This is a genomic window from Veillonella sp. CHU732, from assembly GCF_003992085.1.
Lineage (GTDB): Bacteria > Bacillota > Negativicutes > Veillonellales > Veillonellaceae > F0422.
In genome coordinates this window covers 155374-178473 of the sequence record NZ_RQVC01000002.1, presented here as the reverse complement: position 1 = coordinate 178473, position 23100 = coordinate 155374, and the positions used below count along the sequence as shown (strand labels likewise).

The window sequence follows — 23100 nt, the reverse complement described above, 5'->3', positions numbered from 1 at the left end:
AAGAATAGCACTAGCTATTTGAATAGCTAGTGCTAAGAGCTTTTTATATGAGTAGCCCCCACATTTGACAAAGAGCCAAAAAAATCGGCATAGCCCATGGTTATGACTATGCCAATATAAAGAGTTATAGATCTCTTGCTAAGTTTTGCTCAAGTACTACAACAACCCCTGTATGCGTATATAAGGAAACTCCCCTACTTCTACATCGGTTCTAACAGCAAATACTTTCTCTAGTAATTCTTCTGTCATTACATCTTTTGGCGATCCATCGGCCAAGATCTGTCCTTGATAGAGTACACCGACCCGTTGGGAATATTGTGCGGCCTGGTTCAATTCATGAAGAACCATCACTACGGTTAATCCTTCACGGCGATTTAAGTCCTGTAATAACTCCATAATCTCCAATTGGTGGTTAATATCTAAATACGTGGTAGGCTCATCCAAGATTAGTACTTTTGGTTCTTGAGCTAATGCCATGGCAATCCATACACGTTGCCGTTCCCCACCGGATAAGGAAGATACTAGCTGATTCCGCAAATGACTCACTTGTGTGGCCTCTAAGGCAGCATCTACCACTTCTTTATCATGAGACTCTTGTTGCTTCCACCAAGATTGGTAAGGGAATCGACCACAGTTGACAAGTTCTTCTACTAACATATCTTTCGGGATAGATGGTACTTGTGGTAAGAATGCCATATATCTAGCTAATTCTTTATTAGAATAGCCCTTTGCCTCTTTCCCTGCAATTTGGATGGTTCCGGTACTTTTAATTGCACTAGTAATGGCATGTAATAATGTACTTTTACCACAACCATTAGGACCGATTAAGGTAGCGATTTCCCCTTCATAGACCGTCCAATCAATGCTCTTTAAGACTTCTTTTTCACCGAAGGAGACACGACAATCTTTCACAGAAATTACTGGTTTCATTAGTCATCCCTCCTCAATAAATACAAGAAGAATGGAGCGCCGAAGAAAGCCATAATGATGCCTACTGGAATCTCGATAGGACTAAATAATGTACGTCCCAATGTGTCGCTGATAACAAGCACAAAGGCTCCTAAGAAGGCAGATCCTGGCAATAAGAAGCGATAATCTGTGCCCAACATCATGCGCGCAATGTGCGGAATAATTAATCCTACGAAACCAATTAAACCCGCTACTGATACGGCACTGGCTGCTAATAATGCTGCCACAGCAGTCATCACAAACCGTGTTTTTTCAACGGCTAAGCCTAAACTGCGTGCTGTTTCATCACCTAAGCTGAGTATGGTCAATCGTTTTGCTCCTAAGAAGGCAAATAACAAGCCCCCTATGGTATACGGAATTAAGACATATACTTGCGGCCAACTACGAGCAGCTAGACCGCCAACCATCCATAATAGAGCCCCTTGCACTCGATCCCCATAGAATACGAGTAGGGCAGATATCATGGACCCTAAGAATGCTGCTACGGCTACGCCAGCCAAGATAATACGACTTGGACGTATACCCTGTTTCCAGGCTAAGGCATACACAAGTATGGCCGCTGTCAAAGCGCCAATAAAGGCGATGAATGGCACCGCATATTCTAGGTAAGGAAATAAAATTAATACTATGACACCAGCTAATCCTGCACCTGAGGAAACCCCTACGATTTGCGGATCTGCTAATGGATTTTTCATAACTGCTTGTAAGATAGCACCTGCTACAGCTAGATTCGAGCCTACTAGGGCCGCGACTATATTTCTCGGTAAGCGAATGTTCCATATGACTAGTGAATTTGTATCAGATAAAGTGGGAGACCACAATGTATGCCATATTTGAGCCAATGTAGTCTGGGCGGACCCAAATACTAAAGACAAGATGAGGGCAGCAATCGCTGCTGCCCCAAACACTAGAACGAGAAACATACGCCATGCATTGCGTGTTTGACTCGTTCTATTCATTATTTCTTTTCTTTTCCTTCTACAAATAACATGTCGTTACGTTTTACATCTGTGTAGAACAATGCGTTAACAACGGATGCAGCAATGGAGCTACCACCTTTGTTACCTTGAATTGTAATGTAAGGAACTGGAGATACTTCTGCCAAATAATCTTTAGATTCTGCAGCACCTACGAAACCTACTGGAATCCCGATGATTAAAGCAGGACGAATCCCTTCTTCTAAAGCAAGGCGCAATACTTCGTATAAAGCAGTTGGTGCATTACCAATTGCCACGATTTGGCCTTCTAACTGTTTACCGAATGTACGCATCGCAGCAATAGAGCGTGTCACGCCTAATTCTTTTGCCATTTCAGCCACTTTTTCATCACGAATTAAGCAATGTGCTTCACTGTTATGAAGTTTTAATGCTGGTTTAGAAATACCTGTACGAACCATTTCTACATCTGTATATACATGAGCGCCATTGTTAACAGCTGCAATACCTGCCGCTACAGCACCTTCACTAGTACGGAATAATTTCGCATATTCTACGTCACCAGACGCATGGATAGTACGAGATACCACTCGAATTTCATCCTCAGTAAATCCCATATCTTTTACATATGGATAGATAATTTCCATACTTTTATCTTCAATTGCTTTCGGGTTTTTAATGTAATCCATCGTAATCCTCCCATAGGGTTTTAAATTCTTCTACTGTTGAAATCGTCACTGCTCCTTTCGCCGGTGTTGGGCGATCGATAACAATGACATGAACATCTAAATCGATAGCAGCTTGTAACTTTGTGTCTGAACCTCCTACAAGGCCAGAATTTTTCATGACTACAACCTCTGCTTTTGTATCTTGGAACATGACCTTATTCATGTCATAAGAAAATGGTCCTTGCATAGCAATGGTATATTTAGGAGATACTCCCAAATCTTCCATCATTTGAAGCACTTCTGCCGTCGGTAATACACGAGTCCATACTTCTTTATCTTGTAAAGCTTCAGACTTGGCAAAGACATGCATCGTCTTACTACCTGTTGTAAGATATACCACCTTACCTAGTTCACCTGCTAAAGTAGCTGCCTCTTCTTCATTGCTCACATGATGTAATTTATCATACTCTGGCAATGGCACTTCTTTCCGTTCAAATCGAATGAAAGGAATTTCCATATCTGCGGCGGCTTCGCGAGCTGTGGCAGTCACAATCGCCGCATAGGGATGGCTCGCATCAATGAGCATCGTAATGCCTTTATTTTGAATGAGAGCTTTCATCTCCTCTAAATTCAAGCGTCCTTCATGGACTTCAATGCCTGGATGGGATGCTAATTGTGCCCCATATTGGCTCACTACAGACACCAACACAGGTAATCCTGTATGCTCTTGTACTGCTACCGCCAAATTACGGCCATCTAGCGTACCCGCTATGACCCAAATCACAGTTTATATCCTCGCGGCGTAATGATTTTACCATTTTCCACATACGTTTGGCTGTTACCAATGATAACTAATGTTTGCATATCGATTTCTTCTTTATGGAAATGCTCTAAATCAGATATGATAATATGTTGACCTACACGACCCGCTTTTTGGACAATGCCTACTGGCGTTTTAGGGTCACGATGTTGCAATACTAGTTCACGTACTTCATCTAAATGTGTGACACGTTTTTTACTGCGTGGGTTGTATAAAGCGATAACCATATCACCTTCTGCACATAGAGCTGCACGTTTTTTGATTAAGTCCCATGGTGTCATCAAATCACTCAAGCTAATAACAGCAAAGTCATGCATCAATGGAGCACCTAACACAGCTGCTGCCATGTTTACAGCGCTTAAACCTGGAACGATATGTACAGGAGGACGTTTTTCCTCTGCCACTTTGTTAGCCAACTCAATAACAAGTCCAGCCATACCGTACACACCAGGGTCACCGCTGGATACCACTACCACTTTATAACCTTCTACAGCTAAATCCACTGCTTGTTGGCAACGATCCACTTCTTGCATCATGCCTGTTCCTACAGTGACTTTGTCTGCTACAAGGTCTTTAATCAAATCTAAATAGGTAATGTAACCTACTACACGGTCAGCTTGTAGAATCGCTTCGCGTGCTTCTGGTGTCATGAATTCTGGGTTACCAGGTCCGATTCCGATGACTTGTAATGTACCCGTGCAATGGCTACGGTTGTTCTCGGAAATATTGTTTTGTGTTGCAGTAGCTCCTGCCCCTGCGCTAGTAATAGTGCTGTCGTTTCGCATACGTTTCCTACTCCTATGGTTTGTTTAACAAAATTTGATTCTATAATTTGTGCCTCTTCAATACAAGGGGCCATTTCTTCTTGTGTATAAAATTGGATAGGCCATTTTAGCTCTTCCATGGCTTCCAATAATCCTATTTCATCGGCTTTTACAATGACTGAGGCCGCTCCTTTAACACTTAATGGGGATCGTCCTACATTTTGCAATGATTCTGCTATGGCTGAAAGTATCAATTCTTTCGGTGTATCACGACGGCATCCGATGCCTACCGTCATAGTCGGTGGTCGTAGCACTAGTGTGACACCTACGCAATCAATGGTTCTATCTGTAATCACAATCTTTGGCTCATCCCCCCATGGGAACGTTTCCTCTGGATGAAAGAGAACATAGTCCACTTTATGTGCTTGCACAGCACTTTCAAAGTCATCTGCCAAAGTACTATCTAAATAATATTTGACAGTTTCTCCATTGACGATGGCTGCATTCACCTTAATAAGCATAGAAAAGTCTTCTACCTTCGCGCCGATTTTTCTGGCTAATACATCTGGTGCAGGCAACTGATTCACGTCTGTAGCTGTCGTAATCACCGGAGTAGCCCCCGTAATCATAGCCACTTCGCTAGTCCATTCATTAGCGCCACCTAAATGACCAGATAATAGGCTTATCACAAAGTGACCACCTTCATCCATTACCAAGATAGCTGGATCTTCCGATTTATGCTTGATGAAAGGTGCAATCATACGCACTACAATGCCTGTGGCCATAATGAATAAGATACGGTCATAGTCTTTCCACAACTGTTCTATATATGGTTTCAAGGAAGAAAAGGATATGGCTGTGTCTCCACTTTCACGTTCTTCTTTTTCATAACAGTCCACCGCATGTTCCTGTATATAGGCGCTGCGTACTTGTTGGCCTAGCTTAGCCCCACGTTTTGTAACAGATACGATAGCAATCTTCATTACTTAGCATCTCGATACATATGAGCAAAGCCTTTGTCATAGAGTTTAGATAGTTCATAATCTGTATCTAATACACGGCTTACTACAATCATGGCTTGGCGAATAACACCTTCTTCTGCCACCACATCAGCAATCGTTTCTAATGTGCCACGAATAATGCGTTGGTCTGGCCAAGATGCTTTCACAACGATGGCCACTGGTGTCGTTTTATCATAGCCACCTTCAATTAACTCTGCCGCCACTTTGTCAATCATTTGGACAGACAAGAAAATACACATAGTCGCACCATGGCTAGCTAGCATAGATAATTTTTCTTTTTCAGGCATAGGTGTTCTGCCTTCCATACGAGTGATGATGACAGTTTGCGTTACATTAGGCAATGTGTACTCTTGTTGCAAGGCTGCTGCCGTTGCCAAGAAAGAGCTTACCCCAGGTGTTACATCATAAGTAATACCCATTTCTTTCAAAGCATCCATCTGCTCTTGGATCGCTCCGTAGATAGCAGGGTCACCAGTGTGTAAACGCACCACTGTTTTACCTTCTGCCACACTAGCTTTTGTAACTGCTAATACATCATCTAAGCTCATAGATGCAGAATTATGTATTTCACAACCTTCTTTACAAGCTTCTAAAATTGCTGGATTCACCAAGGAACCAGCGTAGATGACTACGTCTGCTTCTTGTACTAATCGATATCCCTTACGGGTAATTAACTCTGGATCGCCAGGACCTGCGCCCACGATATGTACTTGTGCCATATTATGCCTCCTGTTTCACTGCAGTTACGATAAAAATAGGGCTCAATGGATTTAACAAATGGTACGGGCCAGCCTTTCTAAAGCGGCTCACTTGCATTTGAAATCCTTCATAAGTATACGGTCTACCTTTTAGTTCTTTTAAAATCGTATAGCCTGTTTCCATAGTCACAGCGGTTACTACAAGACGACCGCCCACTTTTAACAACCGTGTGGCTTCGTCCATAATCGTCCCCATACCACCAGCACTACCACCGATGATAACAGCGTCTAATTCTGGTAAATCTTCCATACCTTCTGGTGCTTTGGCTTCAATAATTGTTAAGTTTTTTACACCAAATTTTTCTTGATTTTGGCGAATTAAATCTGTTGCTTTTTCAAAGCGTTCGATAGCATATACATGTCCTTTCGGAGCAGCTATGGCAGCTTCAATCGAAATGGAACCAGTACCAGCTCCCACATCGAGAACCACGCTATCTTCTTCCACACGAGCTGCATTCATGACTACCATACGAATTTCTTTTTTCGTCATTGGCACATCGCCACGAATAAATTCCTCGTCTTCAATTCCAAAAAAATGTCTCATCCTAATACCACCATTACGGAGTGCCCAAAGCCCTCCAATTTTTGTAATTCTTCTAATGTACCGCGTTCAATACGCTCATCTTCATAACTCAATCGTTCACAGGCTGCCGCTTTTGTATTCTTCGGCCAACCATGCTCTTCGATTAAATATCTTGCAATATAGGCAGGATTTTGTTCAGGATCCGTTAAGAAACCTAACTTACGTCCTTCTGCATAATACAAATCTGTTTCCTCTGGTCGACGACCGTGAAAGCTCATTAAATCTGCATTGTGCCATACTTCTCCAAGTCTAGCAAAGGCAAATGTCATAGAGCTAATTCCTGGTGTTACATCGATAGGATGGTTAGGAAACTTAGTTTTTAAATACGGCAATAAAGAATAATATCCTGTATCACCGCTGACTAAGACTACAATGTCATTGGATTGTAGTTGCTGTCCCATCCACTCTGCCATAGGTGCTAGTTTCGCAATAGGAAAGGTTTCCTGACCTGGCTGAGCAAAATCTTCTAATGCTCGCTCACTTCCTACCAGAACTTTAGCCTGCTTGATTAGATGTAATCCTCTAGGTACTACATACTCTGGGTTCCCAGGGCCAATACCTACGACATACAAGGTATGTGCCATGATTCTTCTTCTCCTATTTCCTTCGCTACCTCATCGACGGCCAATATAGTGCCATCTAGGGTAGATATGATAATACCAACCTTTGCATCTTGCGCAATATAGCGCATAGAACGCAAGGACGCTCGATCCGCTACACGCTGATAAATGCCCTCTAAGTGTTCCCGTTCAATAATTGGCATGGCAGCCTCTGTTGTGCGACAGTCCATCAATTCTTCACAAACTTCTCGAGATGCCCCTTCTAAGGCTGCATAAGCTACAATCGTTTCCATACGTCCATCACTCATGCGATTATGGGTATGAAAGCTGCCGCTAGCCAATTTGATAATTTTACCAATGTGACCAATGATGAGGATATTTTTAAATCCAATTTTGACACATTGTTCTAGCATGAAGCCAATAAAATTACTTGTTTCTGCCATTTGATTGATAGAAATTCCTAGTTGTTCTTTTGCGATTTCTTGACCAATACGACCCGGCACTAAGATAGCCGTTGTATAGCCTGCTTCTTTCATGACACGCAATTGCGGTACTAGGGAGTTTTTGAACCCTTCTTCACTCATTGGCTTTACAATACCTGTGGTGCCAATGATGGAAATACCACCTTCAATACCAAGAGTACCATTTAATGTCTTTCTAGCTAAGGTCTCCCCAGCTGGTACGGATACTTTCACATGAATGCCCATGCCCTTTGGTACGAGCTCTTCGAATACATAGGAAATCATCGTTCTAGGCCCTGGATTGATAGCAGGTTCTCCTACAGGTAAGGCTAGGCCCGGCTTAGTCACTATACCCACTCCAAACCCAGCTTCATACGTAATGGCTCCTGATTGATTTAATGTTACCGTGGTCACAATATCTGTACCATGGGTCACATCTGGATCATCACCACCGTCTTTTACAACTGTCACCATTACTTCTGCAGGAGAGAGAACCTCAACCTTAGAAATAGGCACATCAATGAATGCATCTTGAGGATTTCGTATAGAAACTTGATCTACAATTTCTTCTTCAATGAGAGCAAGGAGTCCAGCCTTTACCCCTGCTGTTGCACAGGAACCAGTGGTGTATCCACCACGCATATCTTCTACGTTCATAGTCCCTCACATGATAAAATAGGAGCATCCATTGGGTGATGCTCCTTTATTTAATTAAGATCGGAAATTCACAAATTGTAATTCCACAGGTAAATCTTGTTCACGAAGCATAGTAATCACTGCTTGCAATTGATCTTTATCTTTTCCTGCTACACGTACTTGGTCTTCCATAATTTGAGCCGTCACTTTTAATTTCATATTTTTAATTAATTTGACAACATCTTTAGCCACCTCTTTAGAGATACCATTCTTAATAGTCACAACTTGACGTACAGTGCCGCCAGATGCTGGTTCAATTTTACCATACTCTAAATTTTTAATGGCTACATTACGTTTTACCATTTTACCTTTTAGGACATCAATAATGGCTCCTAATTTATATTCATCATCACAATGAATTTTAATGGTATCACCATCATGTTCTATATCTGCTTTGCTATTACGAAAATCATAGCGTGTACCGATTTCTTTCTTCGTTTGATTTACTGCATTATCTACTTCTTGCATATCCACTTCGGATACAACATCAAATGAACAATCTTTAGCCATATAAACCTCCAATAATTATTTACATGAACAGTTTAATTATACCCTAAATACCTTATATTTTCTACCTTTTCAGGTGCTTTTATTATAGCTTTTAGGAATGTAGTATACGTTAAAAAAATACCTAATGAATACAGCTTTGATTCCTCTATTCATTAGGTATCTTATCATCATAATATAAACTTATTTCACACCATCTTTAGTGCGTTCGAAACCTACTTGTTCTGCAGCGATTTCATATAAAGCAATAGATACAGGGTTTTCTGTTCCTACTTCACCTACAAGGGATGGATCTCCATCTGTCAGTTCACGAGCACGCTTAGCTGCTAATGTTACCAACGTGTATTTGCTGTCCACCTGTTTTTCTAAATCTTTTAAATGCGGTTCTACCATCATAATGAACGTCTCCTTTATCTACTTACTATATTATTGCTGTCCTTGTTCATTGCTATACCGTTTATAAATGTATTGAATCTTTTCTTTGTTGCGACTAATCTTACATGTTTCAGCTCGCAAGATAGAAGCTGTTCGTTCAATGGCATCTTCCAAATCATCATTCACCACTATGTAGTCATAACGATGTGCTAATGCTAATTCTGAACAAGCTAAAGATAAACGTTTATGAATCACTTCTTTATCATCCGTACCACGACCATGCAAACGAGATGTTAACACATCTAAGGATGGCGGCACAACGTAGATAAAGACAGCATCGCTGTAGGATTCTTTTACCTTCATAGCTCCTTGAATATCAATCTCCAAAATCACACTCTTACCTTCTTCTAGTAAGTTCATGACGTGCTCTTTCGGTGTACCATAGTAATTATCGTACACTTTTGCATATTCTAAGAATGCATCTTCTTTGATTAATTTTTCGAATGTATCTACATCTCGGAAGAAATAGCTAACGCCCTCTTCTTCCCCTACTCGTGGTTGACGTGTGGTCATCGATACAGAATAGACCAAATTCGGCATTTGTTTACGGAGTTCTGCACAAATCGTGCCTTTTCCTGCCCCAGATGGTCCTGAAATGACGATTAATATTCCTTTATCAGACATGATAACTCCAATACTACTTACACATTATTCTATATTCTGGATTTGCTCTCTTACTTTTTCTAACTCTACTTTCAGCTGTACAACTGTATCTACAATTGTAATTTCATTCCCCTTAGATCCCATTGTATTGACCTCACGGTTCATTTCTTGTAACAAGAAATCTAACTTCCGCCCAATAGGTCCTTCTTCCTCAAGGATTTCCTTTAATTGTACCACATGTGAGGCAAATCGGGCAATCTCTTCTGAAATATCTACTTTATCTGAAAGAATAGCCACTTCTTGCATAAACCGTTCTTCTTGAAAATCTACGCCCACTTTATCTAGCATAGTTTGGATTCGTTGCAATAATCGCTCTTCATGATGTGCTAGAGCCACATCCCTTCGACTTTCCATGTAAGCGAATAATGTTTCAATCCCTTGTAGGCGTTTCGTAATATCCTCTTTCATCGCAATGCCTTCTTTAGCACGCATATTAAGAACACCGTCAATGGCCAACTTTGTTGCCTCTTCTAAAGATCGTCCCATCGCCTCTTCATCAGCAGGTGGTTCTTCTACAGTAATCCAGTCTGAAGAAATGGACATAATTGCCGATAAAGGAACCTCTTTCACATCTGCATAAAATCCTTCTTCTACTAAAAATTGTTTGATTTGTTTACATAAAGCACGGTTCATAGCTAAATTTTTTTCTTGCTCGCTGGATTCTTTATATAAAATAGACACCTCTACCTTACCACGTTGAAAAGCAGATTGGATTAGGCGTCGAACTTTGTCTTCAAAGATATTAAATTGTTTAGGGCTTTTAATAGTAATGTCACAATATCTTGTGTTTACCGTTTTAATCTCTACTTGGAAACTTCCTGTTTCTGTAGTCACTATGCCGCGACCAAAGCCTGTCATACTGTTCATGGATTTACCTCGCGTTTCCGTTCTATTTCTTACCTTTCAGTATAGCACGGTAAGACTAAAAATAAAACGTTTTATTTGCTCTAATCTATATCTACCATAACGTTAATATAGTTAGAAATTTTATTTCACTACTAATTCAGATATGCATTATCCTTCTCTTATATATCGCTCTCAATGAAACATCAAGTTTAACGATGTCTCTATTCAGCTATATTTTGGGTGTCATGCCTTTAATTCAAAACCTACCTATATCTACTAGTACTAGATTAGTGTATACTAGTATAGTGATAGTTTTTAAACTTTTCTCTTACTAATAGATAGTATAAGAATAGGGTATCTTTAGTAAGGTACCATGTAATATCAATTATTTTTCGTAAATTTATACAAATTACCTATTCCATTTGTATAAAAAAGAAGTGTAATTGCAAGGATATTTTACACTTTCAAATATAATCGTACTATACACCTATAACGAAAGGATTCCCATGAATTTAGATGGTTTAACCTTGTCTGTATTAATACGAGAACTGAACGACCAAGTTGGTAATGGTCAAATTCAACGTATTCAGCAGATTGATAAAACAAGTATACTTTTAAAAATCAATACACCTACCACAAGTCCATACTTAGTGATTACTGTAGGCAGTGCTCCATCCATCTATGTAACAGACAAGATTGTAGATGCTCCCAAGGAGCCCACATCTCTTATAATGTATTTACGGAAATACATTGAAGGAGCTCGTATCACAAATATTGAGCAACTACACGGGGACCGCATCATCCGCATCACCGCCGATAAATTAGGGTTAGATGGTTCCATACTTGTAAATGAAATCTATGTAGAACTAATGGGCAAATATTCCAACTGTATATTTGTGCAAGATGGCATCATTTTAGAATCCCTGGTTCATGTCACACCACTTATGAATCGTGTTCGGTCAGTAGCTCCTATATTACCTTACGAGCTACCTCCTAATACATCTCGTGTGGATCTTATGCAGTTCTCCGGTCCGGAGATAACACAATTACTCCAATCTTTTTCACAAGACACAGTGGGCAATACCATTCGTCATATCTTCAATGGCTTTGGTCCTGTCCTATTAGATGATCTATGTTATCGTATGGGGCTAACTCCTACGACACCGATGACAGCGGAGCTCATCAATAGCATCATCGAAGGACTTACTATTTTGCAATCCCAACTTCTTAGGGCACAAGGATTATTGCAATACACCACGGCTACTGGTAAACGTTTGTTAACGCCTATTCCACTCTGTGAAAGTTCTCCCCACACCATTGTTGATACTACCCAGTATCCAACAATTTCTGAGGCCCTTTCACAGGATGTGGCAAAGCTAGGAGCTATTCATACAGCAGGAAAAGAGTTAGAAAAAATTATCTCCGCCGCTATCAAAAAAGAGGAAGGTCGTCACGAAAAAATAAAAGCTGAACTAGACGACACATCCAAAGCTGATATGTATAAATCCTATGGGGATTTGCTCATGATTTATAGCTACTTGCCTCATCACTATGAGTCGGAAGTTACGGTGCAAAATGTATTATCTGACTCAGCTGAAGATATTATTATCCCATTAGATCCCCCATTATCCATCACAGAAAATGCACAGGCCTATTATAAACTGTATCGGAAGATGAAAAACCGTACGAAAAATGGTCAATACCAACTAGAACAAAGCTCCATGCGCCTTTCTTATTTGGAATCCATTCAATACAGTTTATCGTTGGCTACGACCAAGCAATCTGTTCAAGAAATTCGCAACGAATGTGAAAGTGCAGGAATTTTGCGACAATCGAAAAAGCCAATTCCTTTCAAGATTAAAAAAGACAATTTCTTGCATTTCACTATTCCTAATGGTGACGTATATGTAGGACAAAATAACCAACAAAACGAATACCTCACCAACCGTTGGGCTAAACCTAATGACCTATGGTTACATACACAGCATATACAAGGATCTCACGTTATCTTGCGGTCTGACATTGAGCCAGATATTAAAATGATTGAGGCTGCTGCGCAAATCGCTGCGTATTTTAGTAAAGGAAAAGATACCTCTAAAGTAACCGTGGACTACACACTAGTAAAACACATTAAAAAGCCACCTGGATCACCGTTGGGGTATGTCATATTCAATACACATAATGACATCGTGGTAGAACCGAAAGCACCTGAGGGGTATATGGAAAATAATCAAAACAATTAATGTTCTGTGTATCACATCAATATGTTATATTTTGATTCATTCAGATGTCTTATATATTTGTACATGAACTGAAAGCATATACACAGTACACATAAAGGCTGTAAGCACTCCAATTGTTTGCTTACAGCCTTTTTATCATTCTAATTCATTATGTATAGCACTTCTATAACAATGCATTCATTTTGCCAATTTCAGTAATTTGTTCCACTGTTAATTTTGTAATGCGAGCAATCATCTCTATGGACAACTTTTCCTTTAACATGCCAATTACCGTTTCAACTTTTCCCTCCGCTCTACCTTCCTCTCTGCCTTCTTCTCTACCTATTTCGATGCCTTCTTTTAGCTTATTTTCCATTTCAAATGCCAAAGTCATATAATCTCGCCTCCATTCATCACATTGTTTTATCGTATGAACTTCACTATCAATCTCACACATCAGACTATCTTCAGGCTCTTTTCCATCTATATAATCTAAAAAATATTTTAAAGGTTTAGATATATCATCCAATTCACCTTTAGTACTCAAGAAAATCTTTTGAGTCCCATCATTCAAGTGTCTACCTGTATTCTGCAAGCATACATTTTTGAAGTCATACTTATGAAGCTTATCTGTATATACCTCAAATGTACATATAAAAATAACGTATGCATCATTTAATTCTGAATAGTGTTGCCCCTTTTCTAAACTATCAATATCTATTGCACTTTGATAATATCTAGCTCTTTTAATAAGCTCCTTCATATCTTTGCTAGTTTGCATTTCGATGTTAAAGATAGTTCCTTTATCATCGTTGACAAATACATCTAGTCGCACACTCTTGCTATCCAAGCGAACATCGATAGTTTTCTCTTCTTCTAGATATTCAATATCCTTAATATCAATATCTAAAAGTCTTTCTAGCGTTTGCTTGCAAATGCGTTTATTACGCATAACTTTCTGAAAGATAAAATTATCTTGTATCGTAAGTTCTTCATAAGGTTTGATAGACATAGGATTCACACTCCTTTTTCTACCTAAATTATAGCACAAAGATGATAGATTAACGAGTTATATTTTGATTTTTGAATACTAACTTAATACATCCGCCATGGCTTTCACTGTTCGTTCGATAGCGATATCAATAGTCTCTTTATCAATAGTTAACGGCGGATTAAAATAGATAACATTGCCTAATGGACGTAACAATAAACCTCTATCCAATGCTTTTTTGTAGATTTGATAGCCCATGCGTAAAGAACCATCAAATCCTTCTTTTGTTTCTTTATTTGTAACAAGTTCGATGGCATTGATCAGTCCCATGCGACGGATTTCGCCTACATTCGGATGATTCCCCAAAGCTTTCACTAAGGCATCATGTAAATAGTTCCCCATTTCCTCTGCTTGTTCTAAAATATGTTCATCCCGCAATGTATCGAGCACTGCCAATGCAGCAGCACATCCCAATGGATTGCCACTATAGGTATGACTATGCATGAATGCTTTCATCGTATGATAGTCATCGTAGAAAGCTTGGTAAATCTTTTCAGCTACTACTGTAATAGACATCGGCATATAGCCACCAGTCAACGCTTTGGAAACGGTCATGATATCTGGAGATACTCCAGCATGGTCAAAAGCGAATAACTTGCCTGTACGACCAAATCCTGTAGCAATTTCATCAGCAATTAATAGGACTCCATAACGGTCGCAGAGTTCACGCAACTTGCGCAAATATTCTGGTGGATACATTTTCATTCCTGCGCAACCTTGAATCAAAGGCTCTACAATAACAGCAGCCAATGTGGAGCCATGCTCTGCAAAATCTTTTTCCATATGCTCAAAACATTCACAGGAACAAGTTTCACGAGTTTTTCCATAGGTGCAACGATAACAATCCGGACCTTGTGTGTGGATAGTTTGATCCATCAGCATAGGTTTATAAATTTCTGCAAACAAATCCATACTGCCTACCGATAAAGCACCAATGGTTTCACCATGGTAGCTCTCACTAAGGCATAAAAATTTTTGACGTTCTGGATGACCTGTTTGATAGTGGTATTGGAACGCCATTTTCAAGGCACATTCTACAGCGCCAGACCCATTATCACTAAAATGAAAGCGTGTTAATCCTTCTGGCACCACTTCTTTCAATCGTTCCGCCAATGTGATGGCAGGTCGATGGCTAAAGTTAGCGAAGATAACATGTTCCAATGTATCTAATTGGTTTTTAATTGCCTCATTGATCTTTGGGTGACAATGTCCTAGTAAATTACACCACCAAGAACTAATGATATCTATGTATTCTTTTCCATCTACATCATATAAATAGCAACCTTTCGCATGGTCAATTACAATGGGTGGCAATGTTTCATAATCTTTCATTTGAGAACATGGATGCCAAATTAACTCTAAATCCTTTTTTGCCCAATCTTTCATGTGTATACCTATACCTCTCTTATAATTATCTAATTACGCATGGGGATTAACAACACTCTCGTAACAATTTAACATAGTGTCCACATCCATATGCAAGGATGTTTCACCTGGTCTTATTCGATCTAAGACAGGAATTCCCGTCAATCGTTCCATCATCACACAGTTATCTTCTTCCATTGGGTTTCCTGTGTATTGATTCACAATGATACCGTTTACAGTAATACCTTTGGATTGCAAATAATGGATTGTCAACACTGTGCTGTTAATCGTACCAAGTGCTGCTGTAGCTACCACAATGGTTGGCAAGCCTAAATCTTTTACTACATCCTCTAGCATATATAATTCTGTATCTGTTACATGTAGAGGACAAATAATACCACCACTACCTTCTACGGTTGTATAGGTATGTGATCTAGCGACGTTACAGAAATTTTGGTTCACTATGGTTCTATCGATAACTTTTCCTTCATGACGAGCCGCTAAATGGGGAGATACGGCCTCATCAAATACATAAGATAGTAAACTTTCATCCTCCTGTGAAAGTCCTGCCACTTGTTTTACATAGCCTGCATCGCTTTCAGAAATGCTAGGAGCACCGCTGACAGCTGCTTTGTAATAGGCTACATCATGGCCTGCTTCACGAAGTTTTTTGAGCCATAAAGCAGTGATATATGTTTTACCTACATCTGTTCCTGTACCTAATATATAAAGGCCTTTTGGGCTTTGATTTGTTGTCATGATTTTATCCTTTCCTACATTATTCATCACCTATGTGACTTTTACAAATATCAACATAAGGTGCATACCAACGTATATATGCACCTTATGTCACATCTGTTATGTATACTATCGTTTTAAAATCGGAAGTAATCGTTTTGCAATCACTGCGGCCAAGATACAAAGGAAAATATCTGGAATCACTGGCAATGCAAAACAGTAGATAAATAATACATCTAGTCCAATTGGTTTTGCTAAGTATAGATCCATAATTTCATATAAGTAGACCATGCCTAAGGCATACACTATAGCTAAATTCACAAAAGAAGCGGTTAACAATGTTTTGAAAGTCACAACTGTTGCTTTTTCTATCATACGACCCGCCATAAAAGCACCAATAGCAAAGCCTAATAGATAGCCAAAGGTAGGTTTGAAGATGTACATAAACCCACCACCTTCAGTAAATACCGGCACCCCTACAAGACCAAGAATGATGTACATCGCCACACTCATACCACCTAATCGACTTCCCAAGATTAAACCAGCTAATGTGGTAAAGAGCAATTGTAAGGTAAATGGTAAATTAGGAATAGGAATCTTAATAAATGCCCCTACTGCTACCAAAGCCACAAATAATGCGGTCATCGTAATTTGTCTTGCACTCATCGCTCCTGTTACATTTGTTTCTTCTTTCATGATAGGACCCTCCCTTGAGCCACAACATAAGATGATAAAAAATGTCTTTCAAGTAGTATTAAAACACTATTGCCTTTTATTGTCAACTCCAATATAATTACTAGGAGTTTACAATAAAAAGAAACGACCTATCGTATCATATATCATGATAGATAGATCGTTTGTATATTATTAGATACATCAAATATTTATAACTATACTATAAATAAATATATCCAAAAGTTAATACTCCCTCCACGGGGTTGTAAAGCTTTAATGACTGCACGCTATTTATTTGCAATTAACTGTTCCACCACAGGAATTTGAGCCGTATCTTCTTGTTTCCACGTCAAAGGGACCACAGATATATATCCTTCTTTGATATGTCCCACATCGGTTGGTTTATCTTCCTTATGGAATCCTTGGTCCCCTACAATCCAATAGTACTCTCTACCCTTAGCATCTTGGCGCACATCAATGACATTCGTATACTCTTGAAAGCCTTGATGGAATACTTTCACTTGCTCCCAGTCAACAGGGCCTTCTTTTAGGAAATTGACATTTAACAACCCTTCATATTTTCCTTTTTCGTATATAACTCTGATAAAGTCAGTAATAAAAGGCAATATTTCCTCCATACGTTTCACGGTATATTTCTCAAGAGATAAAGCCAAGGATGGAATACCGTACATCAATCCCTCTAGTGCGGCACCTACAGTCCCTGAATACACTGCATCAGATCCCAAATTAAATCCATGGTTGATACCAGATACAACTAAGTCAGGACGATCATTTTTTAATAAATAAGATAAAGAAAACTTTACGCAGTCTACTGGTGTACCCTCTACAAAGAGCATTCTTGGGTTGTCACCCTCTTCACTCATCTCTTTTGCTCGAATCGGCACTTGTACCGTTAACGCACTAGATTTTGCACTTTGCTCCACCTTAGGTGCCACCATTGTTACTCGATGGTGCTTTGCTAATTCCTGTGCTAATCCTTGTATACCTGGGGCCCATAAGCCATCGTCATTTGTTAATAAAATATGCATAGTGTCTCCTATCTAATAGTAATATTACATATACTATTGTATAGTAAATTGACTAATATTTCTATATTTGTAAGATTCCGAATATATTTATTTTAAAATTATATCGAACATAAAAACGGCTAGTTCATTTTTAGGACTAGCCGTTACTTTGTTCGATGTTATTCTATTATTCTTCAATAGCTGATATTTTATCCACACGTTTTGCATGGCGACCGCCTTCAAACTCAGTATGCAACCAAATATCCACGATTTCTAATGCCAAACCTTGACCGATAACACGTTCACCCATAGTTAGTACATTAGCATTGTTATGTTCGCGACTAGCATGAGCAGAGAACGTATCATGGCATAATGCAGCACGAACCCCTTTTACCTTGTTCGCAGCAATACCGATACCGATACCTGTACCACATGTCAAAATACCACGGTCAAATTCACCAGCTGCTACTGCTTCTGCCAATGGTTTTGCCACATCTGGATAATCCATGGAATCTGTGGAGTAGGTACCAAAATCTTTGTACTCAATGCCTTGTTTCTCTAGTAAGCCTTTAATAGCTTCTTTTAAATGAAATCCACCATGATCACAACCAACTGCTACTTTCATTTTGTCCTCCTTTATTTAAAACGTTGTTCACCTTTTAATTACTTATGTAATTCAATCCCTTTTCGTATATGCCGTACAATCTGTTCCGCTGTTTTAGTATATATTTCTTGAGATTGTCCAAATGGGTCTTCCACATCCCCAACTTCGCCACCAAATTCAGCTAGGGTCATAATTTTTTTACTATCGAAAGGAAATTGGCGAAGTAATATTTTTTTATGATCTTCTGTCATTGCCAATACATAATCTGCGGCTTTCACAAAATCTACTTTTAATGGGCGAGAGCTGTGTTCGCTAATATCTTCCCCTACTAATTCACGAACTGCCTCCACAGCTTCGTCGCTCACCTTAGCTCCAGGAACGCAAAATAATCCTGTGGATAAGGTCAATACCTCTATACCAAGCTCACGCCCTACAGCACGGGCAATTCCTTCTCCCATAGGACTACGACAGGTATTTCCTGTGCAAACAAATAATAAATTCATAAGTACCTCTACTATACTTTAAAGCTGTTTACACTATTTAATATAGTCTATCCAACACTTTTACAAAACAATTAATAGAAACCATATCTGATATATATCAATACACCAATACACCAATATTCACAACTACTGCACTCATCCCATCAAGCCTTTCAAACATCCTTAGATATATTGTACATGACCACCACTGGCCTTCTCTAAGCGATTCATAACGGCCACGCCAAGTCCTACCGGTGCACAGCCTTCCACAAGTAATAAATCCACACCCATGTCGTTGAACTGCAATAAACTATCATATAAACGGTTGGCCAATGCCATAGGCTCTGCTTGTTCACCATATACAATGATATCTACTGAAAGTGTAAAATTAGGAAGTACTGCATTTAAATTTTCCAAAGTTTCCTCTGAAAGTAATAACCCAATTCTCAGCGTTTCCTTGCAATCTTCTTGTAAAATAGCTTCTTGCTGAACCATCTTATCTATGATGTCTTTCATGTGTTCCGCTACTGTTAATGACTGTCCCACTAGTACTTGTACCGGCATGTCTGGTGCATAATGGCGATATTTCATACCTGGCGCTTTGGGTGCCTCTGTAGGATCATGCAAAGCCGTGTCATATACCACATGGTCAGTTACTATTTCTAGCATCTCTTTTGTGACACCACCGGGACGCAAGATAATGACAGTATTATCTTCTACTTGTACTACTGTAGATTCCACTCCAATTTCACAGGGACCTGCATCCACTATTGCATGAATACGTCCTTTCATATCGTGTAAGACTGCTTCTGCCGTAGTCGGACTTGGTCGACCTGAACGATTGGCACTAGGCGCTGCAATAGGCACACCAGCAATGCGTATCATCTCACGACACACCTCATGGTCTGGGCATCGTAATGCCACCCGTGAAAGTCCACCGGTCGCACGCTCTGGCACTAGCGCAGACTTTTCAAAGGTAATCGTCAATGGACCTGGCCAAAAGGTATCCATTAATCTTTGTTCTAAAGGAGAGATATGTTTCACTAAACGGTGTACCATAGACTGGTCACATACATGTAATATTAAAGGATTATCAGAAGGTCGCCCTTTTGCAGCATAAATACGATCCATCGCATCTGCTGCCAGTCCATTAGCTCCTAAGCCGTAGACCGTCTCCGTAGGTATAGCTACTAAATCGCCTACACGAAGCAATGTGCCCGCTAACTCCACATCATTTGCAGTTAATAACTGTGTCTCAATATGATTTAATGCTTCCATATCGTACCTCCTTTCCTATGCACTATTATATCACTATTTGCGTTGTATCTTCCAACGCACTTCACGAATAATACCAGCTATATCGTGTTGATACACTGGTTCTCCATAGCATCCTGTTTCTGCGGCTAGCTTTGATACAGCCTCTTCTTGGCCTTGTCCAATTTCGATGGCAAGGTATCCACCGTCTTTTACAAGACGCCAACCTTCACGAATAATAGGAATATAAAACTCTAATCCTGTAGTTCCTCCATGAAGGGCAATATGAGGTTCATGTAATACTTCTTGAGATAATGTGTTCATCTCTGCGGTGGTAATATATGGTGGATTTGACACAATTATATCAAATAAACCGTCTAAGGATGTTTGTTGCTCACCAAATAGAGACTTACAAGCATCCAATACCGCACTATATTCAGTACCTTTGCCTACTTTCACCTGTTCTAATAGTTGCTTTATATCACTTTCACAGAACCTTGAAACATCGGCTAATTCTAAGGATATGCGATTCTCCTCAGCCACTGCTAAGGCCTTATTGGAAATATCTACACCTACACCAGTGGCATTGGGCAAATAATGCAATAGACTTAATAAAATGGTACCGGGACCTGTACATAAGTCTAAAATGCGTGGCGATGCATCCACATCATAAAGAGCTAGTATATCCTCAATTAATGTTTCCGTATCTGGGCGGGGAATCAATACATGCTCGTTCACATGAAAGTCTAACCCCATAAATTCTTTATGCCCTGTAATAGCGGCTACGCTATATCCCTTCGCACGTTGTACCACTAAAGGTCGGTAAGCATCTAATTCAGCTTTGTCCAAAGGTCGGTCAAAGTTGACATATAAATACATGCGGTCACAGCCCAAGCTATAAGAAAGCAGTACTTCCCCATCCAAGCGGCTTGATTCTATGCCTTTGGAGCGAAAATACTGCTCTGTCCATTGGAGCATACGACTAATAGTCCATAACTCATTATCCATGTTGATTTGCCTCTTGCATTTTAGCGGCTTGTTCTGCTGTGATTAAAGCTTGGATTAATTCATCCATATCCCCATTTAATACAGCATTTAATTTGTATAAAGTTAAGTTAATACGATGATCTGTCACACGCCCTTGTGGATAGTTGTACGTACGAATACGCTCGGAGCGATCCCCTGTACCCACTTGGCTTTTACGGTCTGCTGCCATAGCGGACGTCGCTTCTTGCTCTGCTTTATCTTGTAATTTAGCACGCAATACGCGCATTGCTTTTTCACGGTTTTTGAGCTGAGAACGCTCATCCTGACAAGCTACCACAATACCAGATGGTTTGTGTGTAATACGAACGGCAGACTCCGTTTTATTAATGTGCTGTCCACCTGCACCAGATGCACGGTACGTATCGATCTCTAAATCTTTTTCATTGATTTCGATATCGATGTCTTCTGCTTCTGGCAATACCGCAACAGTTACAGTAGACGTATGAATACGTCCAGAAGATTCTGTATCTGGCACACGTTGCACACGGTGTACGCCACTTTCAAATTTTAACTTAGAATATACACTGTCGCCTTCGATAGAGAATACGACCTCTTTGAAGCCTCCTAATTCAGGCTCGTTCGCATCGATGATGGTACATCTCCAGCCTTGTGTTTCTGCGTACTTTGTAAACATGCGGAATAAATCTCCTGCGAACAAAGCTGCTTCATCACCACCGGCACCACCACGAATTTCGACGATAATATTTTTATCATCGTTCGGATCTTTTGGTAATAGCAAAATATGTAATTCTGCCTCTAATTCATCTCGACGAACTTTTAATTCGTTCAATTCTTCTTGTGCCATAGCACGGAAGTCTTCATCTAGGCTTTTATCACCTAATACTTCTAACGCTTCTTCAATGCCGGCTAAGACTTGTTTATATTGACGGAATGTGTTCACTGTATCCGTTAATGACGCATGTTGGCGAGTCAGTTTACGCCATTCTTCTTGGCGAGCAATCACATCTGGGTCAGAAATGCGCTGTTCCAAGTCTAAAAATTTATCTTCAATCACTTGCAGTTTATCTACTAACACGGTGACTCCTTTCTAATCTTCTTCGTAAGCATCTTCTTCACTAGGTCGCACAGATTGTAAGGCACGAATAGCCACTTCAATTTGGTCATCCTCTGGCTCTCTCGTAGTCATATATTGTAGGGCCAAACCAGGAGCAATGATGGCTTTCATGAGTGGATGCTGTGTCCGTCCAGCTAGGCGAATCAATTCATAGGAAATTCCAGCCACCACTGGCATCAAGGCTAATCTAGATACTATACGTTCCACTAAATTAGGCCAACCTAGAAATGCGAATACAATAATACTCACTACCATGACGAATAATAAGAAATTAGTACCGCACCGTGCATGTAATCTAGAATGATTTCGCACATTTTCCACGGTTAATTCCATATCATTTTCATAGGTGTGTATCGTTTTATGCTCTGCTCCATGATACTGAAAGACACGCTTAATATCTGGAGTGAGTCCAATAGCAAAAATATATAATAAAAAAAGGATTAAACGAATAATTCCTTCATATAAATTCAATATCATATGATCTGTGCCTGCACCTGGCATAAATTTTGCCAACCATGTCGGTAAGGCGATAAATAATGCTGCTGCAATGAGTACAGATACAGCCATAGTGATGGCAATTTCTTTGTTGGATACCTCTTCCTCTTCTTCTCCAGAGGCCTGTGCCGAAAAGGATAAGGCTTTCATACCAATCACTAAGGATTCAAATAAAGCTACTACTCCACGCAGAAATGGCAACTTTAATACGGGATACTTGTCTTGGATAGATTTCGTAGGTTCTTCTTTAACCGTGATGGTTCCATCTGGTTTTCGACAAGCTGTGGCCATAATCTTAGGACCACGCATCATAACCCCTTCAATGACAGCTTGTCCACCTACATATTTTTTTACTCGTTCCTGAGTCATAGGGTCTC

At 39.8% G+C, this 23100-nt stretch carries 26 protein-coding genes; 1 reads left to right on the top strand and 25 read right to left on the bottom strand.

Annotated features, from left to right (window positions below; genetic code table 11):
- Positions 1-156: 156 nt before the first annotated feature.
- The 14 genes from EO121_RS01765 to EO121_RS01700 all read right to left on the bottom strand — a co-directional run bounded on the left by EO121_RS01765 (position 157) and on the right by EO121_RS01700 (position 10708).
- Positions 157-930: an ABC transporter ATP-binding protein gene (locus EO121_RS01765; protein ID WP_127165579.1), complete on the bottom strand. Its 774-nt coding sequence runs from the start codon at positions 928-930 to the stop codon at positions 157-159.
- Positions 930-1892: a FecCD family ABC transporter permease gene (locus tag EO121_RS01760; protein WP_370447193.1), complete on the bottom strand. Its 963-nt coding sequence runs from the start codon at positions 1890-1892 to the stop codon at positions 930-932. Before EO121_RS01760 ends, EO121_RS01765 begins: the two co-directional genes overlap by 1 nt.
- A gap of 35 nt (positions 1893-1927) precedes the next feature.
- Positions 1928-2593 (bottom strand): precorrin-8X methylmutase, encoded by a 666-nt coding sequence (locus EO121_RS01755; protein WP_062402575.1) that lies wholly within the window; start codon positions 2591-2593, stop codon positions 1928-1930.
- Positions 2580-3356, bottom strand: a complete 777-nt coding sequence (cobK, locus tag EO121_RS01750; RefSeq protein WP_062402572.1) for a precorrin-6A reductase — start codon at positions 3354-3356, stop codon at positions 2580-2582. The genes EO121_RS01755 and cobK overlap by 14 nt, the downstream gene beginning before the upstream one ends.
- Positions 3353-4042, bottom strand: coding sequence for a precorrin-3B C(17)-methyltransferase (cobJ, locus tag EO121_RS01745; RefSeq protein ID WP_240629359.1), 690 nt, complete (start codon positions 4040-4042; stop codon positions 3353-3355). The genes cobK and cobJ overlap by 4 nt, the downstream gene beginning before the upstream one ends.
- Positions 4039-5139 (bottom strand): cobalt-precorrin 5A hydrolase, encoded by a 1101-nt coding sequence (locus tag EO121_RS01740; protein ID WP_240629373.1) that lies wholly within the window; start codon positions 5137-5139, stop codon positions 4039-4041. Before EO121_RS01740 ends, cobJ begins: the two co-directional genes overlap by 4 nt.
- Positions 5139-5897, bottom strand: a complete 759-nt coding sequence (gene cobM, locus EO121_RS01735) for a precorrin-4 C(11)-methyltransferase (RefSeq protein WP_127010810.1) — start codon at positions 5895-5897, stop codon at positions 5139-5141. Before cobM ends, EO121_RS01740 begins: the two co-directional genes overlap by 1 nt.
- Before the next feature lies 1 nt (position 5898).
- The gene (cbiT, locus tag EO121_RS01730; RefSeq protein ID WP_062402561.1) at positions 5899-6480 is read right to left on the bottom strand and encodes a precorrin-6Y C5,15-methyltransferase (decarboxylating) subunit CbiT; all 582 of its coding nucleotides are present in this window, start codon (positions 6478-6480) and stop codon (positions 5899-5901) included.
- Positions 6477-7103, bottom strand: coding sequence for a precorrin-6y C5,15-methyltransferase (decarboxylating) subunit CbiE (cbiE, locus tag EO121_RS01725; RefSeq protein ID WP_126940364.1), 627 nt, complete (start codon positions 7101-7103; stop codon positions 6477-6479). The genes cbiT and cbiE overlap by 4 nt, the downstream gene beginning before the upstream one ends.
- Positions 7079-8197, bottom strand: coding sequence for a cobalt-precorrin-5B (C(1))-methyltransferase CbiD (cbiD, locus tag EO121_RS01720; RefSeq protein ID WP_126940365.1), 1119 nt, complete (start codon positions 8195-8197; stop codon positions 7079-7081). The genes cbiE and cbiD overlap by 25 nt, the downstream gene beginning before the upstream one ends.
- Positions 8198-8251: 54 nt before the next feature.
- Positions 8252-8746: a YajQ family cyclic di-GMP-binding protein gene (locus tag EO121_RS01715; RefSeq protein ID WP_127165575.1), complete on the bottom strand. Its 495-nt coding sequence runs from the start codon at positions 8744-8746 to the stop codon at positions 8252-8254.
- A gap of 180 nt (positions 8747-8926) precedes the next feature.
- Positions 8927-9139, bottom strand: a complete 213-nt coding sequence (rpoZ, locus tag EO121_RS01710; RefSeq protein WP_009354099.1) for a DNA-directed RNA polymerase subunit omega — start codon at positions 9137-9139, stop codon at positions 8927-8929.
- 30 nt (positions 9140-9169) lie between these two features.
- Complete coding sequence (gene gmk / locus EO121_RS01705) at positions 9170-9802, bottom strand: guanylate kinase (protein ID WP_127163531.1); 633 nt, start codon at positions 9800-9802, stop codon at positions 9170-9172.
- A 24-nt stretch (positions 9803-9826) separates the two neighbouring features.
- Complete coding sequence (locus EO121_RS01700) at positions 9827-10708, bottom strand: YicC/YloC family endoribonuclease (RefSeq protein WP_127165573.1); 882 nt, start codon at positions 10706-10708, stop codon at positions 9827-9829.
- 485 nt (positions 10709-11193) lie between these two features.
- Between EO121_RS01700 and EO121_RS01695 the strand changes: the two genes are divergently transcribed.
- Complete coding sequence (locus tag EO121_RS01695; protein WP_127165571.1) at positions 11194-12930, top strand: NFACT family protein; 1737 nt, start codon at positions 11194-11196, stop codon at positions 12928-12930.
- A 163-nt stretch (positions 12931-13093) separates the two neighbouring features.
- Here the strand turns inward: EO121_RS01695 and EO121_RS01690 are convergent, their stop codons facing one another.
- The 11 genes from EO121_RS01690 to EO121_RS01640 form a co-directional block, all read right to left on the bottom strand.
- Positions 13094-13921, bottom strand: coding sequence for an Rpn family recombination-promoting nuclease/putative transposase (locus tag EO121_RS01690; RefSeq protein WP_127165569.1), 828 nt, complete (start codon positions 13919-13921; stop codon positions 13094-13096).
- A 78-nt stretch (positions 13922-13999) separates the two neighbouring features.
- Positions 14000-15346: an adenosylmethionine--8-amino-7-oxononanoate transaminase gene (bioA, locus tag EO121_RS01685; RefSeq protein WP_127165567.1), complete on the bottom strand. Its 1347-nt coding sequence runs from the start codon at positions 15344-15346 to the stop codon at positions 14000-14002.
- A gap of 33 nt (positions 15347-15379) precedes the next feature.
- Positions 15380-16084 carry a dethiobiotin synthase gene (bioD, locus tag EO121_RS01680; RefSeq protein WP_127165566.1) on the bottom strand — a complete coding sequence of 235 codons (705 nt, stop codon included), beginning with the start codon at positions 16082-16084 and terminating at the stop codon, positions 15380-15382.
- Positions 16085-16192: 108 nt separating this feature from the next.
- Positions 16193-16759, bottom strand: a complete 567-nt coding sequence (locus EO121_RS01675) for a biotin transporter BioY (protein ID WP_127165564.1) — start codon at positions 16757-16759, stop codon at positions 16193-16195.
- A 266-nt stretch (positions 16760-17025) separates the two neighbouring features.
- Complete coding sequence (surE, locus tag EO121_RS01670; RefSeq protein ID WP_127165562.1) at positions 17026-17787, bottom strand: 5'/3'-nucleotidase SurE; 762 nt, start codon at positions 17785-17787, stop codon at positions 17026-17028.
- A 166-nt stretch (positions 17788-17953) separates the two neighbouring features.
- Positions 17954-18391 (bottom strand): ribose 5-phosphate isomerase B, encoded by a 438-nt coding sequence (gene rpiB / locus EO121_RS01665; protein ID WP_009354095.1) that lies wholly within the window; start codon positions 18389-18391, stop codon positions 17954-17956.
- Between the two features lie 38 nt (positions 18392-18429).
- Positions 18430-18873, bottom strand: a complete 444-nt coding sequence (locus EO121_RS01660; RefSeq protein ID WP_127165560.1) for a low molecular weight protein arginine phosphatase — start codon at positions 18871-18873, stop codon at positions 18430-18432.
- A 162-nt stretch (positions 18874-19035) separates the two neighbouring features.
- Positions 19036-20130, bottom strand: a complete 1095-nt coding sequence (locus tag EO121_RS01655; protein ID WP_127165558.1) for an L-threonylcarbamoyladenylate synthase — start codon at positions 20128-20130, stop codon at positions 19036-19038.
- Positions 20131-20163: 33 nt separating this feature from the next.
- A complete protein-coding gene (gene prmC, locus EO121_RS01650) occupies positions 20164-21114 on the bottom strand; it encodes a peptide chain release factor N(5)-glutamine methyltransferase (RefSeq protein WP_127165556.1) in 951 nt (316 codons plus the stop codon).
- A complete protein-coding gene (prfA, locus tag EO121_RS01645; RefSeq protein WP_062402531.1) occupies positions 21107-22189 on the bottom strand; it encodes a peptide chain release factor 1 in 1083 nt (360 codons plus the stop codon). The genes prmC and prfA overlap by 8 nt, the downstream gene beginning before the upstream one ends.
- 12 nt (positions 22190-22201) lie before the next feature.
- On the bottom strand, positions 22202-23092 hold the full coding sequence (locus tag EO121_RS01640; RefSeq protein WP_062402528.1) for a DUF1385 domain-containing protein: 891 nt from the start codon (positions 23090-23092) through the stop codon (positions 22202-22204).
- Between the last annotated feature and the right edge of the window lie 8 nt (positions 23093-23100).

Bases quoted from the DNA above. Each gene is read 5' to 3' on its own strand.
- bioA (WP_127165567.1), bottom strand. From the start codon at position 15,346: ATGAAAGATTGGGCAAAAAAGGATTTAGAGTTAATTTGGCATCCATGT.
- EO121_RS01755 (WP_062402575.1), bottom strand. From the start codon at position 2,593: ATGGATTACATTAAAAACCCGAAAGCAATTGAAGATAAAAGTATGGAA.
- EO121_RS01640 (WP_062402528.1), bottom strand. From the start codon at position 23,092: ATGACTCAGGAACGAGTAAAAAAATATGTAGGTGGACAAGCTGTCATT.
- cbiT (WP_062402561.1), bottom strand. From the start codon at position 6,480: ATGAGACATTTTTTTGGAATTGAAGACGAGGAATTTATTCGTGGCGAT.
- EO121_RS01700 (WP_127165573.1), bottom strand. From the start codon at position 10,708: ATGAACAGTATGACAGGCTTTGGTCGCGGCATAGTGACTACAGAAACA.
- surE (WP_127165562.1), bottom strand. From the start codon at position 17,787: ATGCATATTTTATTAACAAATGACGATGGCTTATGGGCCCCAGGTATA.
- EO121_RS01655 (WP_127165558.1), bottom strand. From the start codon at position 20,130: ATGGAAGCATTAAATCATATTGAGACACAGTTATTAACTGCAAATGAT.
- EO121_RS01660 (WP_127165560.1), bottom strand. From the start codon at position 18,873: ATGAATTTATTATTTGTTTGCACAGGAAATACCTGTCGTAGTCCTATG.
- EO121_RS01690 (WP_127165569.1), bottom strand. From the start codon at position 13,921: ATGTCTATCAAACCTTATGAAGAACTTACGATACAAGATAATTTTATC.
- EO121_RS01740 (WP_240629373.1), bottom strand. From the start codon at position 5,139: ATGAAGATTGCTATCGTATCTGTTACAAAACGTGGGGCTAAGCTAGGC.
- EO121_RS01675 (WP_127165564.1), bottom strand. From the start codon at position 16,759: ATGAAAGAAGAAACAAATGTAACAGGAGCGATGAGTGCAAGACAAATT.
- EO121_RS01760 (WP_370447193.1), bottom strand. From the start codon at position 1,892: ATGTTTCTCGTTCTAGTGTTTGGGGCAGCAGCGATTGCTGCCCTCATC.
- cobJ (WP_240629359.1), bottom strand. From the start codon at position 4,042: ATGACACCAGAAGCACGCGAAGCGATTCTACAAGCTGACCGTGTAGTA.
- gmk (WP_127163531.1), bottom strand. From the start codon at position 9,802: ATGTCTGATAAAGGAATATTAATCGTCATTTCAGGACCATCTGGGGCA.
- cobM (WP_127010810.1), bottom strand. From the start codon at position 5,897: ATGGCACAAGTACATATCGTGGGCGCAGGTCCTGGCGATCCAGAGTTA.
- cbiE (WP_126940364.1), bottom strand. From the start codon at position 7,103: ATGGCACATACCTTGTATGTCGTAGGTATTGGCCCTGGGAACCCAGAG.
- bioD (WP_127165566.1), bottom strand. From the start codon at position 16,084: ATGACAACAAATCAAAGCCCAAAAGGCCTTTATATATTAGGTACAGGA.
- prmC (WP_127165556.1), bottom strand. From the start codon at position 21,114: ATGGATAATGAGTTATGGACTATTAGTCGTATGCTCCAATGGACAGAG.
- EO121_RS01695 (WP_127165571.1), top strand. From the start codon at position 11,194: ATGAATTTAGATGGTTTAACCTTGTCTGTATTAATACGAGAACTGAAC.
- rpiB (WP_009354095.1), bottom strand. From the start codon at position 18,391: ATGAAAGTAGCAGTTGGTTGTGATCATGGTGGATTTCATTTAAAAGAA.
- cbiD (WP_126940365.1), bottom strand. From the start codon at position 8,197: ATGAACGTAGAAGATATGCGTGGTGGATACACCACTGGTTCCTGTGCA.
- rpoZ (WP_009354099.1), bottom strand. From the start codon at position 9,139: ATGATGGTAGAACCGCATTTAAAAGATTTAGAAAAACAGGTGGACAGC.
- EO121_RS01715 (WP_127165575.1), bottom strand. From the start codon at position 8,746: ATGGCTAAAGATTGTTCATTTGATGTTGTATCCGAAGTGGATATGCAA.
- EO121_RS01765 (WP_127165579.1), bottom strand. From the start codon at position 930: ATGAAACCAGTAATTTCTGTGAAAGATTGTCGTGTCTCCTTCGGTGAA.